Genomic DNA, 15233 nt, shown 5'->3' with positions numbered 1-15233 from the left:
ACGTACCAGCATTAATAGCCGTTTAATAGAAAATCGATAGCATCACGCAGTTCGATTCGCTGTTGACTAAGATCAGCTATACGTTCTCCCAACTCTTTTAGCGGTATTCCTGTCATCACCATGTGGTCCAGGCCAGCAATTGAAACCACCGGACAAACTTTTACAGGTGGTTTACCGCCAGATAGCTGAGCAAGTCTGACCGCCGGACAACAATGGCATTCTTTAATACATCAGCGACAGGATTTACGTGCCTCTTCCAGAATCTCGGGGGGCAGCGAAACATTGACAGATTTTTTCACCTTCGACATTGTGCGCATAATTCCCTCCATCATGATGCGCATACTCTGTCTAAAAGTAGCGTAATTAGCGAGCATTTTTCCTCCAGTTTCCTTAAAAATTTGTCGGAAAATACCGCTGTTGCGAATACCTGTCACGCCTGAACATTCAAACTTGCGAGACGCTTTCCAGAAGCAATACGCGACATCGTGAGCCATGTCAGTAAGCGGTTAAATCCACAGTGGTAGCATGCCTTCCGTGATTTCTTACTAACCGGAGAAGTAATGGAACTGCTTTTATTGAGTAACTCGACGCTGCCGGGAAAAGCCTGGCTGGAACATGCGCTGCCGCTGATTGCTGAACAGTTGCAGGGTCGCCGTTCCGCGGTGTTTATTCCTTTCGCTGGCGTAACGCAAACCTGGGATGATTACACCGCCAAAACGGCTGCAGTTCTTGCCCCACTTGGCATTTCTGTCACCGGTATTCATAGCGTTGCCGATCCTGTTGCCGCGATTGAAAATGCGGAGATCGTGATTGTCGGCGGTGGCAACACTTTCCAGTTACTGAAAGAATGCCGTGTGCGCGGTCTGCTGGCACCGATTGTTGACGTAGTGAAACGCGGCGCGCTGTATATTGGCTGGAGCGCAGGCGCTAACCTCGCTTGCCCAACCATTCGCACGACCAACGATATGCCGATTGTCGATCCGCAGGGCTTCGATGCGCTGAATCTGTTCCCGCTGCAAATCAACCCGCACTTCACCAACGCGCTGCCGGAAGGTCACAAAGGTGAAACGCGCGAGCAGCGTATTCGCGAATTACTGGTGGTAGCGCCAGAACTGACGATTATTGGTCTGCCGGAAGGTAACTGGATCACCGTAAGTAAAGGTCACGCTACGCTTGGCGGCCCGAATACCACTTATGTGTTTAAGGCCGGTGAAGAAGCCGTGCCGCTGGAAGCGGGTCACCGTTTTTAAGTGAATTGCCGGATGCATGAGCCGGCATCTTGTACATAGTGCCTGATGCGACGCTTAACGCGTCTTATCAGGCCTACAGGATTCACAATATTAATACTCGTCCCGTCCCTCATCTTCATCTGGCTGTTCCAGTACGCTGTAAGCCACCGAACAAAACAGCGAGTTCAGACGCTGCATATCTCCCAATAAACCTAAATGTAGCGAACTGGTTTCAATACTCTGCACGTTTTGCTGATGCAGGCGATCGACGTGGGCATGGGAATAGCGGCGATTAAGAATGCGAAAGCGATGCTTACTGCGACGTAAACGGCGAGCGCTGGTGACATCGCCAGAGAAGAACACCGACATTGCCAGTTTTAAATTGCTGAGCAATTGCTCATAGAGCGCATCCAGTTCCTTCAACCCATCAAGCGAAAACGCCCGCCGTGCTGCCAGTGATTTGTCGGCAATTTCGCTGCCCATGCGCTCGACAATATCGGAAGCCTGCTCAAGGTTGAGCGCCATTTCGATAATCTCCGCCCAGCGACGTGATTCTTCTTCCGCCAACTCTTCTTTTGGCATCCGCGCCAGATAAAGTTTAATCGCGGTGTAGAGGACGTTGATATCATCCGCCAGCTTGCGCAACTCCTTCTCTTCACGCGGTTCGCCGTGCATCACTTTATTCAGCCCTTCCATCATCTGTTCCATCGCGTCACCGATGCGCAGTGTTTCACGGGCGGCATTCGCCAGAGCAAGGGTCGGCGTATCCAGCGCGCTGACATCCAGATGTTTTGGTTTCAGATGGGCATCCAGTTCGGGTTCATCGCGAATAATGGTTTTGCAAAACCGTGCCATCGGGTCGACAAATGGCAGCATCGCCAGACAGCGCACAAGGTTATAGAAGACGTGGAAATAGATAACCAGTTCCGCTTTCGGCAAAGGCAGTTTATCCATTGATTCTGCCAGAACGTGGACAAACGGCAGGATAATCAGGCTCCCCACCAGCTTAAAAAGCAGGCTGCCCAACGCGACACGACGTGCGGCAGCATTAGCGGCGCTATTGTTGAGCATCGCCAGCAAGCCGGAACCAAGGTTAGCGCCAATAACCAGGCAGAGCGCCACCGGGAAAGAGATAATGCCCGCAGCAGTCAGAGTCGCAGTCAGCAGTACCGCGGCAAGGCTGGAGTAGCTGATAATGGCGAACATCGCGCCAATCAGCGCATCCAGCAGAATATCGCCGGTCAGCGAGGCAAAGATCACCTGAACACCGTTCGCCTGGGTGATCGGCGTTACGGCCTGCACAATCAACTCCAGTGCCAGCAAAATCAACCCAAGGCCAATACCGACGCGGCCCAGTTGCCCGGCGCGCGACTGCTTGCGTCCGAGGAAAAAAATTACGCCGATAAAAATAAGTAGCGGCGACAACCAGGATAAATCGAAGGTGAGAACCCGCGCCATCAGCGCCGTTCCGACGTCGGCCCCCAGCACAATCACCAGCGCAGGCGCGAGAGCAACCAGATCCTGGGCAACAAACGACGTCACCAGCATGGTGGTGGCATTACTGCTCTGCACCAGTGCCGTAACGCCAATCCCCGCACAGAAGGCGAGCGGCTTTTTTTCGACGCTCCGGCTAAGGACAGTACGCAGTCGTGCGCCAAAGACACGCATTACGCCTGTTCGAACAATATGCGTCCCCCAGACCAACAGGGCGACGGCAGAAAGCAGGTGAAGCAGTGTTAACACGAGTTCAGGTTCTCCTTATCGTTATATGTGCCTGAAACAGTTCCGGAAGCGCTTTTCCGGTCTGATATAAGTCCAGTATATGTGTTTACTATCAATAAAGAGACAGGGCACTCCGTGAGTGCCCTGTTTGTTGTAAAGAAAAGTGACAGATTTGTGAATCAGTCCGCGTCATACCCCAGATTCGGCGCCAGCCAGCGTTCAACATCAGAAACGCTCATACCTTTACGGCGGGCATAGTCTTCAACCTGATCGCGCTGAATTTGTGCCACTGCGTAGTACTTGCTGTCCGGATGGCTGAAGTACCAACCCGAAACTGATGCGCCAGGCCACATAGCGAAAGATTCCGTGAGTTTCATGCCGGTGTGTTTTTCCACTTCCAGCAGCTCCCAGATGGTGGCTTTTTCCGTATGTTCCGGGCAGGCCGGATATCCTGGTGCCGGGCGGATGCCCTGATAGTTTTCGCGGATCAGGTCTTCGTTGCTGAGATTTTCATTCGGCGCGTAGCCCCAGTAGACTTTACGCACGCGCTCATGAAGATATTCTGCAAAGGCTTCGGCTAAACGGTCGGCAAGCGCTTTCACCATGATTTTATTGTAATCATCGTGCTGCGCTTCGAAGGCATCAGCCAGCGCGTCCTCTTCCAGCCCGCCAGTTACGGCAAATGCACCGATGTAATCCGCTTTGCCGGAGAGTTTCGGTGCCACAAAATCAGCGAGGCAGTAGTTAGCAAAGCCGGTTTTTTCCGTCTGTTGGCGCAGATGGTGGCTGATATTAATCACATGCGTGCGTGTTTCATCACGATAGATTTCAATGTCGTCACCCACCCGGTTTGCCGGGAACAGGCCAACCACGCCGCGCGGATTCAGCGATTTTTCAGCGCTTAATTTATCCAGCATGTCGTTAGCGTCTTTAAACAGGCGTTTTGCCTCTTCGCCCACCACTTCATCTTCCAGAATGCGCGGATACTTTCCGGCCAGCGACCAGGTCATAAAGAACGGCGTCCAGTCGATATAGTTACGCAGCGTTTCGATGCTGGCTTCGACTTCCTGCACGCCGAGACGGTGCGCTACAGGCGGCGTATAGGCCTGCCAGTCAAAAGCGAAATCGTTATCGCGCGCCGCTTCCAGCGTGACCGGTGGCGTGCGCGGTTTCTTGCGCCCGTGCTGAATACGTACGGTTTCGTACTCTTTGCGGGTACGAGCGACAAAGTCGTCACGCTGAGTGTCGGAAAGCAGCGCCGCCACAACACCAACGGTGCGCGAGGCGTTTTGCACGTAAACCGTCGGGCCGCTGTAGTTTTGCTCGATTTTCACCGCTGTATGCGCTTTTGAGGTAGTCGCGCCGCCAATCAGTAGCGGAATGGTGAAGCCCTGACGCTCCATCTCTTTCGCCACGTTGACCATTTCGTCCAGCGACGGCGTGATCAGCCCCGAAAGACCAATCAAATCAGCATTCACCTCTTTGGCAGTGCGGAGGATTTTTTCCGCTGGCACCATCACGCCGAGATCAACAATTTCATAGTTGTTACATTGCAGCACCACACCAACAATATTTTTACCGATATCGTGCACGTCACCCTTCACGGTGGCGATCACCATCTTACCGTTGGTTTTACCCTGCTCTTTGCTGGCTTCAATATACGGTTCGAGATACGCCACCGCCTGCTTCATAACGCGTGCCGATTTCACCACCTGCGGCAAAAACATTTTCCCTTCACCAAACAGGTCACCGACGACGTTCATTCCGTCCATCAGCGGCCCTTCAATCACTTCAATCGGGCGAGCGGCTTGTTGACGAGCTTCTTCGGTGTCCTGTTCGATAAACTCAGTAATGCCTTTGACCAACGAGTACTCCAGGCGTTTCTTCACGTCCCACGAGCGCCACTCCGCCTGTTGGGCGTTGGCGGTGTCGTCGGTTTTACTGCCGCGATATTTTTCGGCAAGTTCCAGTAAACGCTCTGTACCATCGTCGCGACGGTTAAGGATCACATCTTCCACCGCGTCGCGCAGTTCCGCAGGCAGATCGTCGTAAATCGCCAGTTGTCCGGCGTTGACGATCCCCATATCCATACCGTTACGGATGGCGTAGTAGAGGAACACCGCGTGAATAGCTTCGCGCACCGGGTCGTTGCCACGGAACGAGAAGGAAACGTTGGAGACGCCACCGGAGATGAGTGCGTGCGGCAGTTCGCGTTTGATGTCTTCGCACGCGCCGATGAAATCCTGCGCGTAATTGTTATGCTCTTCAATCCCGGTGGCGACAGCGAAGATGTTCGGGTCGAAAATGATATCTTCCGGCGGGAAGCCGACTTCCTCGGTGAGGATTTTGTACGCCCGACGGCAAATCTCGATTTTCCGTGCGCGGGTATCGGCCTGGCCCTGTTCGTCAAAGGCCATTACCACCACCGCCGCACCGTAACGGCGTAATAATTTGGCATGATGGATAAAGGTTTCAACGCCCTCTTTCATCGAGATAGAGTTAACAATGCCTTTGCCCTGAATACACTTCAGTCCTTTTTCGATGACGTCCCATTTCGAAGAATCGATCATAATCGGCACGCGAGCGATATCCGGCTCGCCAGCAATCAGACTGAGGAAACGCACCATCGCCGCTTCGGCGTCGAGCATCCCTTCATCCATGTTGATATCGATAATCTGCGCGCCGTTTTCCACCTGCTGACGCGCCACGTCCAGCGCCTCGCTATATTTCTCTTCTTTGATCAGGCGTTTGAACTTAGCGGAACCGGTTACATTAGTTCGTTCACCAACGTTAACAAACAAACTATCGTCGCCAATGTTCAGCGGCTCCAGTCCGGACAAACGGCAGGCTACGGGGATATCAGGCAGTTTGCGCGGTGCTAATCCTTCAACTGCACGGCTCATCGCAGCAATATGTTGTGGCGTCGTGCCACAGCAGCCGCCGACAATATTCAGGAAACCCGATTCAGCCCATTCGCGAATCTGTTTCGCCATTGTGTCAGCATCGAGATCGTATTCACCAAAGGCGTTTGGCAGCCCGGCATTCGGGTGCGCGGTGACGTAGCATTCGGCAATACGCGAAAGTTCCTGCACGTACTGACGCAGTTCGTCTGGCCCCAGTGCGCAGTTGAGGCCAAAGGTCAGCGCTTCGGCATGCCGCAGGGAGTTGTAAAATGCCTCGGTTGTCTGACCGGAGAGCGTGCGCCCGGAGGCGTCGGTAATGGTGCCGGAAATCATAATCGGCAACTCCACACCCAGCGCTTCAAACTCGGTTTTCACCGCAAAGACCGCCGCTTTCGCGTTAAGAGTGTCGAAAACAGTTTCAATCAGAATCAGGTCTACACCGCCTTCCACCAGCGCTTTGGTGGATTCACGATAAGCCGCCACCAGTTGGTCAAAGGTGATATTGCGAAATGCCGGATCGTTTACATCCGGAGAAATAGATGCTGTGCGATTGGTTGGGCCGAGAACACCAGCAACGTAGCGTGGTTTCCCCGGCGTGCGGGCGGTCCACTCGTCAGCGCAGGCACGTGCCAGTTTCGCTGCTGCAAAGTTGATTTCTGCTGACAGGGATTCCATCTGGTAATCCGCCATCGCAATAGTCGTGGAGTTGAAGGTGTTGGTTTCGATGATATCCGCGCCCGCTTCAAAGTAAGCGTTGTGGATCGCGGCAATCACATCAGGTTTACTGAGTACCAGCAGGTCGTTGTTGCCTTTTAGATCGCACGGCCAGTCGGCAAAACGCTCACCGCGAAAATCGGCTTCGTTCAGACGATAATTCTGGATCATGGTGCCCATACCGCCGTCCAGCACCAGAATACGTTCATTTAACTGCGCACGCAGTTGTTCAACTTTGCTGCTCACACTTGCTCCCGACACGCTCAACCCAGATTTAATAAAAATTCAACAAACCATACTGGCACAAACGCATCAGTGGTAAAAGCGACCACTACGCAACATGAGATTTGTTCAACATTAACTCATCGGATCAGTACAGCAACTGTTGCATTAGTTAACAATAAAAATGAAAATGATTTCCACGATACAGAAAAAGGAGGCTGTCATGGTCGCACCCATTCCCGCAAAACGCGGTAGAAAACCTGCCGCAACCAGCGCCCCCGCGACTGGACAGGTTCAGTCTTTAACGCGTGGCCTGAAATTACTGGAGTGGATTGCCGAATCCAATGGCAGTGTGGCACTAACCGAACTGGCACAGCAAGCCGGATTACCCAATTCCACCACCCACCGTCTGCTAACCACTATGCAACAACAGGGCTTTGTGCGTCAGGTCGGTGAGCTGGGTCACTGGGCGATCGGCGCGCATGCATTTATGGTCGGTAGCAGTTTTCTCCAGAGCCGTAATTTGTTAGCTATTGTCCATCCTATACTGCGCGATCTGATGGAAGAATCTGGCGAAACGGTCAATATGGCGGTGCTCGATCAAAGCGATCACGAGGCGATTATTATCGATCAGGTGCAGTGTACGCATCTGATGCGAATGTCCGCCCCTATTGGCGGTAAATTGCCGATGCATGCTTCCGGTGCCGGTAAAGCCTTTTTGGCTCAACTGAGTGAAGAACAGGTGACAAAGCTGCTACATCGCAAAGGGTTACATGCCTATACCCACGCGACGCTGGTTTCTCCTGTGCATTTAAAAGAAGACCTCGCGCAGACACGCAAACGCGGTTATTCATTTGATGATGAAGAACATGCGCTGGGACTGCGTTGCCTGGCTGCGTGTATTTTCGATGAACACCGCGAACCGTTTGCCGCAATTTCAATTTCCGGGCCGATTTCACGTATTACCGATGACCGCGTGACTGAGTTTGGCGCGATGGTAATTAAAGCGGCGAAGGAAGTGACGCTGGCGTATGGTGGAATGCGGTGACTTTTCGCCTCTGATTTATACAAACCGCACGCTAAACCGCTGTCTGCGCCGATATGCATAAACATCTTCCACATGTCCTTCGCGGATGCGGTTTTGTAGAGCGCGCCAGTAATCGGCGCGGAACAGGTCGGCGTGCATTTCCTCGAACAGTGGACCAATGCGTGGGTCGGCGCATAGCCAGTGGCGGAACTCTTCCGGGAAAACATCGCCCGGCGAGACGCTATACCACGGTTCGCTGGCGAGTTCGTCTTCCGGGTAGCGCGGCGGTGGGATGTCGCGGAAATTCACTTCCGTCATGTAGCAAATTTCATCGTAATCATAAAACACCACGCGCCCGTGTCGGGTGACGCCAAAGTTTTTAAACAGCATATCACCGGGGAAAATATTGGCGGCGGCAAGCTGGCGAATAGCGTTGCCGTACTCTTCTATAGCATCACGCAGTTGCTGACCCTCAACCTGTTCAAGCCAAATATTGAGAGGCACCATCCGCCGTTCGATATAGAGATGGCGAATCACAATTTGTTCGCCCAGATCGGTGATTTTTTCTGGCGCTTCCTGAAGCAGCAAATCCATTAATGACGGGGAAATATGTCGCTTCTCCAGTACAAAGTTTTCAAACTCCTGGGTATCCGCCATCCTTCCTACGCGATCGTGCTCTTTTACCAGTTGATAGCAGGCGCGGACGTGAGCCGCTGACATCTCTTTCTGCGGGGCGAATTTGTCTTTGATGACTTTGAATACCCGATCAAAGCCCGGCAGCGTGAACACCAGCATGACCATCCCACGAATGCCCGGCGCTTCAATAAACTGCTCATTACATCCTTGTAAATAAACGAGATATTCACGGTAACTTTCGGTTTTGGCATGCTTCTGGCAACCGATAGCCATATACAGTTCTGCGGTAGTTTTACCCGGCAGAATCTCCCGTAGCCACTCGACCAGTGCGGCAGGCAGCGGCGCGTAAACCATAAAATAGGATCGCGCGAAGCCAAAGACGATGCTCGCTTCGGCGGTCGTCGTCAGGCAGGTATCAATAAACAACTCGCCGTCGTCCGTCTGGTGGATCGGCAGCAAAAATGGCAACGTGCCGGAAGGCGTTATCAGTTTGCCCACCAGCCAGGCGGCTTTATTACGGTAAAACAGTTCGTTCGCCACCTGTAGATGACTTTCAGCGAGGTTATCTGTCCCCAGCGTTTCCGTCAGATGAAGAATGATATAGTTGATATCACGGCTTTTATTCTGCCAGCGCAGGCGTAGCGGCAAGTCGCTAATAACGCGCATCAGCAGTGATTCCCAGCCGTGATCGGGGTAAAAGTCTTTGGCCAGCGGGCGCGGAATGGTACGAAAGCGGCGTTCCGGCTGGGAGCTAAAGATAAAAAGCCGCTCGGGAGTAAGCGAGCGGTGGTCAAATAACCGACAGTATACGGAGTTGAAAAAACTCTCCGCAATCTCGAAGCGCGGGTAGTCCGGCAATAGCCGGGTGTAATGCTCTTTGACGTGCAGTAAAAATGCCGCATTCGTGCTTTGGCCGTTGGTAATGCAGCGTAACTGCTCCACCACCAGACCCACGTGATGATCGTAAAGATGGATACGATTTTTCATCGCCTGCTGGACAGCGTGCCAGTCGGCCTGTTCGAAACGCTGCTGCGCCCCGGAAGTCACTTCGAGGAATCGACCATACTGGGCATCGAAACCCTGCAAAATTGTTTGTGCAATCAGTAATTCCAGGCCACGCGGCATTTGTTGCCCTCATCGGGAGCTGTGAATTGCCGGATAAGACGCACAAGCGTCACATCAGGCGTTGATTGCCGGATGCGGCGTGAACGCCTTATCCGGCCTACGCGTCTGCAACATTTGTAGGCCTGATAAGACGCGTCAGCGTCGCATCAGGCGCTCATTGCCGGATGCGGCGTAAACGCATTATCCGGCCTACGCGTCTGCAACATTTGTAGACCTGATAAGACGCGCAAGCGTCGCATCAGGCGCTCATTGCCGGATGCGGCGTAAACGCATTATCCGGTCTACGCGTCTGCAACATTTGTAGGCCTGATAAGACGCGCAAGCGTCGCATCAGGCGCTCATTGCCGGATGCGGCGTAAACGCCTTATCCGGTCTACGCGTCTGCAACATTTGTAGGCCTGATAAGACGCGTCAGCGTCGCATCAGGCGCTCATTGCCGGATGCGGCGTAAACGCCTTATCCGGTCTACGAGTCTGCAACATTTGTAGGCCTGATAAGACGCGCAAGCGTCGCATCAGGCGCTCATTGCCGGATGCGGCGTAAACGCCTTATCCGGCCTACGCGTCTGCAACATTTGTAGGCCTGATAAGACGCGTCAGCGTCGCATCAGGCGCTCATTGCCGGATGCGGCGTAAACGCATTATCCGGTCTACAGCCAACAACAATTGTCGGTTGCTTAGAACTGCGATTCTTCGGTAGAGCCGGTCAGTGCGGTAACCGACGATGTGCCACCCTGAATAATGGTCGTCACTTTATCGAAATAACCCGTACCCACTTCCTGCTGGTGAGAAACGAAGGTGTAGCCATCTTTCGCAGCAGCAAATTCCGGCTGCTGCACTTTCTCAACATAATGCTTCATCCCCTCGCCCTGCGCATAGGCGTTTGCCAGGTCGAACATGTTGAACCACATGCTGTGGATACCCGCCAGGGTGATAAACTGGAATTTGTAACCCATATCCGACAATTGCTGCTGGAAGCTGGCAATAGTTTTGTCGTCGAGATTTTTCTGCCAGTTGAACGACGGCGAGCAGTTGTAGGCTAACAGCTTACCTGGATATTTCGCATGAATAGCGTCGGCAAAACGGCGCGCCAGTTCCAGATCTGGCGTGGAGGTTTCACACCAAACCAGGTCAGCATATGGCGCATAAGCCAGGCCACGGCTGATAGCTTGTTCAATGCCCGCATGGGTACGGAAGAAACCTTCATTAGTGCGTTCACCAGTGATGAATTCGCTGTCGTACGGATCGCAATCGGAGGTGATCAGGTCTGCTGCATCGGCATCGGTACGAGCAACCAACAGGGTCGGAACTCCTGTAACATCCGCAGCCAGACGCGCCGCGACCAGTTTCTGGATCGCTTCCTGGGTTGGCACCAGCACTTTACCGCCCATGTGACCGCATTTTTTCACTGACGCCAACTGATCTTCGAAGTGAACTGCCGCTGCACCGGCTTCAATCATCGCTTTCATCAGTTCAAAAGCATTCAGGACACCACCAAAACCGGCTTCAGCATCGGCAACGATCGGCAGGAAATAATCAACATAACGCGGATCGCCCGGCTCAATACCTGCGGACCACTGGATCTGATCAGCTCGACGGAAGGTGTTATTGATCCGCTCCACTACCGCTGGCACTGAATTTGCCGGATAAAGTGACTGGTCCGGATACATGCTGGCCGCCAGGTTAGCATCCGCCGCTACCTGCCAGCCAGACAGGTAAACCGCTTCAATACCCGCTTTCGCCTGTTGCAGCGCCTGACCGCCAGTCAGTGCGCCGAGGCTGTTGATATAGCCTTTTTTCGATTCACCGTGCAGCAGTCGCCACATTTTTGCCGCGCCCAGTTGTGCCAGCGTGCATTCCGGATTGACCGAGCCGCGTAATTTCACCACGTCCTCCGCGCTGTATGGGCGGGTAATACCTTCCCAGCGCGGTTGAGTCCACTCTTTCTGTAATTCTTCAATTTGTTGTGTACGGGTTTTCATGTGCAGATGCTCCATAGTTATGTGGTGGTTTACGCTAACAGGCGGTAGCCTGGCAGGGTCAGGAAATCAATTAACTCATCGGAAGTGGTGATCTGTTCCATCAGGCGAGCAGCATCATCGAAGTGCCCACTATTGAAACGTTGTTCGCCCAATTCATGGGCAATCTCTTTCATCTCTTCAGCCAACATCTGGCGGAACAGTGCTTTGGTCACCGGTTTGCCATTGCTCAACGTTTTTTGATGGTGGATCCATTGCCAGATAGAGGTGCGGGAAATCTCTGCCGTTGCTGCGTCTTCCATCAGACCATAAATCGGCACACAGCCGTTGCCGGAGATCCATGCTTCGATGTACTGCACGGCCACACGAATATTGGCGCGCATGCCTTCTTCGGTACGCTCACCGTCACAAGGAGCCAGCAGTTGTTCGGCAGTAACCGGTGCATCTTGCTCGCGCAGGACTTCTAACTGGTTTTTACGAGAGCCGAGGATGTCGTTAAATACCGCCATTGCGGTATCAGCAAGGCCTGGATGGGCGATCCACGTACCATCGTGACCGTTGCTGGCTTCTAGTGCTTTATCCGCTTTTACCTTGTTGAGCACCTGATTATTGCGCTCTTCATCTTTACTCGGGATAAAGGCCGCCATGCCGCCCATCGCGAATGCACCGCGTTTATGGCAGGTTTTAATCAGCAGACGTGAATAGGCACTGAGGAACGGTTTATCCATTGTCACTGCCTGGCGGTCTGGCAGGACGCGATCGGGATAGTTTTTTAATGTTTTGATATAGCTAAAGATGTAATCCCAGCGACCGCAGTTCAGACCGACAATATGGTCGCGCAGTGCGTGAAGGATTTCATCCATCTGGAATACAGCAGGCAAGGTTTCAATGAGTAACGTTGCCTTGATGGTGCCGCGCGGCAGGTTAAAGCGACCTTCTGCGTAAGTGAAGACTTCGCTCCACCATGCAGCTTCCTGCCAGGACTGAGTTTTTGGCAGATAAAAATAAGGACCACTGCCCTTTGCCAGCAGCGCCTGGTAGTTGTGGAAGAAGTAGAGAGCAAAATCAAACAGGCTGCCAGGGATTGCTTCACCACGCCAGGTAACATGTTTTTCCGGCAAGTGCAGGCCGCGTACCCGACAAATCAAAACCGCCGGATTGGGCTTGAGTTGATAAATTTTACCTGCTTCGTTGGTGTAACTGATGGTGCCGTTAACCGCATCGCGCAGGTTAATTTGCCCGTCGATCACTTTGTTCCAGTCCGGGGCCAGTGAATCCTCGAAGTCAGCCATGAAGACTTTCACATTAGCGTTTAGCGCGTTAATCACCATCTTGCGCTCAACGGGTCCGGTTATCTCTACCCGGCGATCTTGTAAGTCCGCAGGAATTCCGCGAATCTTCCAATTACTTTCTCGAATGGAAGTTGTTTCCGAAATAAAATCAGGCAACGTCCCGTTATCGATATCCTGCTGTTGCTGAATGCGCGCTGCCAGAAGTTTATTGCGTTGTGGCGTAAAATGCGTCACCAGCTCAGTCAGAAATTCTACCGCTTCGGCGGTGAGAACTTGCTTCTCCTGCTCGCCATACGGCCTTATGAAAGCCAGTTCATCGGTTGTTGTTGCCTGTTGAGTCATCGTGCAGCTCCTCGTCATGGATCCGAATACTTCCCCACTGTGAACGAAGGATCGTTGTGCGCTTTTCGTTCAGCACAACTAAGACTACTCATTTAAAATGCAAAATCAAAAACAATTTCCATTTTTAATTTAATTATCAATTAACTTATTGATAACAATAATAATAAAATTAATTCACTTGATGAGTGACGTTTCAGAAATAAAAAAGGCACCCGAAGGTGCCTGATGTAATGTGCTGAATCGCTTAACGATCGATCGCCGCAGAAGATTAATCCAGCGTTGGATTCATGTGGCGTAGATCGTATGGCGTAATCTGGTAGACGTAATAGTTGAGCCAGTTGGTAAACAGCAAATTACCGTGACTACGCCAGCTCGCACACGGTTTGTTTTGCGGATCGTTATGCGGGAAATAGTTATAGGGTACATCCGGAGTTAGTCCGGCTTCTACATCGCGGAAATATTCCTGCGCCAGTGTTTGCGCATCGTATTCGGGATGGCCCGTCACAAAGGCAATGCGCTTGTCTTTGCTGGCAAACAAATACGCATCCCCTTCTTCTGTCTCTGCCAGAATCTCCAGATCGGTGTAATCACGAATCAACGCTGCCGGAAAGTCTGCATATCGCGAATGCGGTGCCAGAAATGAATCATCAAATCCACGCGTCAGAAGCGCATGAGGATGGAGAATGTGGTGCTCGTATACACCCGAAAGTTTATCGGTGCGGGTTTGCTTGGGTATACCGTAGAGAATATTAAGCGCGGCCTGAACCGCCCAACAGACAAATAATGTCGAGGTGACGTGATCTCTCGACCACTCCAATACCTGTTTGATCTGCGGCCAGTAAGCGACGTCATTAAACTCCACCAGACCCAGCGGCGCGCCAGTTACAATCAGACCATCAAAGTTCTGTTCCTGTATATCTTCAAAGTTGCAGTAGAAGTTGTTCAGATGCTCTGCAGGCGTGTTGCGCGACTCGCGAGAATCAATGCGCAACAACTGAATATCGACCTGCAAAGGAGAGTTTGAAAGCAGGCGTAAAAACTGATTTTCAGTTTCGATCTTCTTCGGCATCAGGTTAAGGATAAGCACCTTTAGCGGACGAATTTCCTGACCAGACGCGCGCGAAGTTGTCATCACAAAGACGTTTTCTTCACGCAAGAAATTGACGGCGGGTAGCTCGTCCGGCACACGAATCGGCATAACCTGATTACCTCACTACATACGTTCAAACGTTTAGACATCCAGATAGCTGAAGATAACCAGAAAATTCGCCAATGTCGAGCCTGCATGTTCAAGGTGAGAAAGTTTCAAGAAAAAGGCTGAGTTAGAATATAAGCATGAATAAAAGGAGTGGAAATGGTTATTAGAATTCGCCGTTCACGGCATGAGGAAGGGGAAAAACTGGTTTCGATCTGGGGTCGTTCTGTCGATGCTACCCACCATTTTTTGTCTGCAGACTATCGGGTCGAACTGGAAGAGCTGGTGAGTTCGTTTCTGCCAGAAGCGCCGCTGTGGGTTGCGGTTAATGAGCGGGATCAACCGATTGGGTTTATGTTGCTAAGCGGGCAGCATATGGATGCGCTATTTGTCGATTCTGATGCGCGCGGGTATGGCGTAGGTCGACTACTGGTGGAACATGCGCTCTCGATGGCCACGGAACTGACAACCAACGTTAATGAGCAAAATGATCAAGCAGTAGGATTCTATAAGAAGATGGGATTTAAAGTTACCGGGCGTTCGGAAGTCGACGAGCTGGGGAAACCGTATCCGCTACTGAATCTGGCGTATGGGGGGGAATAATGCGCTGCTGACCCCTACCGTAACCCTGCGCAGGACAGATAAGGCTCGCCAGCATCGCATCCGGCCTTTTTTCCGCACCAGCGCAAAAAGGCCATCCTTACGGATGGCCTTTCGCTAAATTTGATGCCTGGCAGTTCCCTACTCTCGCATGGGGAGGCCCCACACTACCATCGGCGCTACGGCGTTTCACTTCTGAGTTCGGCATGGGGTCAGGTGGGACCACCGCGCTATCTCCGCCAGGCAAA

10 protein-coding genes and 1 rRNA gene are annotated in these 15233 nt (G+C 52.3%); 3 read left to right on the top strand and 8 right to left on the bottom strand.

Annotated features, from left to right (window positions below; all coding sequences use genetic code 11):
- Positions 1 to 11 precede the first annotated feature (11 nt).
- Positions 12 to 227 carry a CcdB family protein gene (locus tag C0K55_RS27140; RefSeq protein WP_372340147.1) on the bottom strand — a complete coding sequence of 72 codons (216 nt, stop codon included), beginning with the start codon at positions 225 to 227 and terminating at the stop codon, positions 12 to 14.
- 333 nt (positions 228 to 560) lie between these two features.
- On the opposite strand from C0K55_RS27140, the gene pepE reads away from it, so the two are divergent.
- Positions 561 to 1250, top strand: a complete 690-nt coding sequence (gene pepE, locus C0K55_RS12600) for a dipeptidase PepE (protein WP_000421749.1) — start codon at positions 561 to 563, stop codon at positions 1248 to 1250.
- A 90-nt stretch (positions 1251 to 1340) separates the two neighbouring features.
- Here pepE and C0K55_RS12595 read toward each other — a convergent pair whose 3' ends face one another.
- Positions 1341 to 2972 carry a Na/Pi cotransporter family protein gene (locus C0K55_RS12595; protein WP_001517548.1) on the bottom strand — a complete coding sequence of 544 codons (1632 nt, stop codon included), beginning with the start codon at positions 2970 to 2972 and terminating at the stop codon, positions 1341 to 1343.
- Between the two features lie 158 nt (positions 2973 to 3130).
- Positions 3131 to 6814, bottom strand: a complete 3684-nt coding sequence (gene metH, locus C0K55_RS12590) for a methionine synthase (RefSeq protein WP_000095945.1) — start codon at positions 6812 to 6814, stop codon at positions 3131 to 3133.
- 199 nt (positions 6815 to 7013) lie between these two features.
- Between metH and iclR the strand changes: the two genes are divergently transcribed.
- Positions 7014 to 7838, top strand: a complete 825-nt coding sequence (gene iclR, locus C0K55_RS12585) for a glyoxylate bypass operon transcriptional repressor IclR (protein ID WP_000226393.1) — start codon at positions 7014 to 7016, stop codon at positions 7836 to 7838.
- Positions 7839 to 7853: 15 nt separating this feature from the next.
- On the opposite strand, the gene aceK is transcribed toward iclR, so the two are convergent.
- The 4 genes from aceK to metA all read right to left on the bottom strand — a co-directional run bounded on the left by aceK (position 7854) and on the right by metA (position 14388).
- Positions 7854 to 9578: a bifunctional isocitrate dehydrogenase kinase/phosphatase gene (gene aceK, locus C0K55_RS12580; RefSeq protein WP_061090589.1), complete on the bottom strand. Its 1725-nt coding sequence runs from the start codon at positions 9576 to 9578 to the stop codon at positions 7854 to 7856.
- Between the two features lie 676 nt (positions 9579 to 10254).
- Positions 10255 to 11559, bottom strand: coding sequence for an isocitrate lyase (aceA, locus tag C0K55_RS12575; RefSeq protein WP_000857846.1), 1305 nt, complete (start codon positions 11557 to 11559; stop codon positions 10255 to 10257).
- 29 nt (positions 11560 to 11588) lie between these two features.
- The gene (gene aceB, locus C0K55_RS12570) at positions 11589 to 13190 is read right to left on the bottom strand and encodes a malate synthase A (protein ID WP_105267017.1); all 1602 of its coding nucleotides are present in this window, start codon (positions 13188 to 13190) and stop codon (positions 11589 to 11591) included.
- Between the two features lie 268 nt (positions 13191 to 13458).
- Entirely contained in the window at positions 13459 to 14388 is a 930-nt protein-coding gene (metA, locus tag C0K55_RS12565; protein ID WP_001122799.1) for a homoserine O-acetyltransferase MetA, read from the bottom strand.
- A gap of 156 nt (positions 14389 to 14544) precedes the next feature.
- Between metA and C0K55_RS12560 the strand changes: the two genes are divergently transcribed.
- A complete protein-coding gene (locus tag C0K55_RS12560) occupies positions 14545 to 14988 on the top strand; it encodes an acetyltransferase (protein ID WP_061090588.1) in 444 nt (147 codons plus the stop codon).
- Between the two features lie 125 nt (positions 14989 to 15113).
- On the opposite strand, the gene rrf is transcribed toward C0K55_RS12560, so the two are convergent.
- Positions 15114 to 15229, bottom strand: a 5S ribosomal RNA gene (gene rrf, locus C0K55_RS12555).
- Between the last annotated feature and the right edge of the window lie 4 nt (positions 15230 to 15233).

Origin of the sequence: Escherichia sp. MOD1-EC6098 (genome assembly GCF_002965865.1) — a bacterium.
GTDB classification, from domain to species: domain Bacteria; phylum Pseudomonadota; class Gammaproteobacteria; order Enterobacterales; family Enterobacteriaceae; genus Escherichia; species Escherichia marmotae.
The sequence above is the reverse complement of the archived record's forward strand: the minus strand, read 5'-3'. Positions and strand labels throughout refer to the sequence as shown.